The organism is Wenzhouxiangella sp. YN1, from assembly GCF_056324145.1.
In genome coordinates this window covers 1-322 of record NZ_JBJNIO010000049.1, presented here as the reverse complement: position 1 = coordinate 322, position 322 = coordinate 1, and the positions used below count along the sequence as shown (strand labels likewise).

Below are 322 nucleotides of genomic sequence, written 5' to 3'. Positions count from 1 at the left end.
GCACACCAATATCACTGTCGTCGCCTTCCAGCGCCTTCAGAGACGAACCGGTAATCACCGGCGTGTCGTCGCCCGGAAAATCATAGTCGCTGAGCAGCTCGCGAATTTCCATCTCCACCAGCTCGAGCAGCTCGGCGTCGTCAACCATGTCGGCCTTGTTCATGTAAACAAGAATCGCCGGTACACCCACCTGACGAGCCAGAAGAATGTGCTCGCGCGTCTGCGGCATCGGGCCGTCAGCAGCGGAAACCACAAGAATGGCACCGTCCATCTGCGCCGCACCAGTGATCATGTTCTTCACGTAGTCGGCGTGACCCGGGCA

1 protein-coding gene is annotated in these 322 nt (G+C 59.0%); it reads right to left on the bottom strand.

Annotated features, from left to right (window positions below; all coding sequences use genetic code 11):
• Positions 1–322: GTP-binding protein (locus tag ACEWQZ_RS00130; RefSeq protein WP_476481040.1), on the bottom strand; the 322-nt coding region annotated here is incomplete at both ends.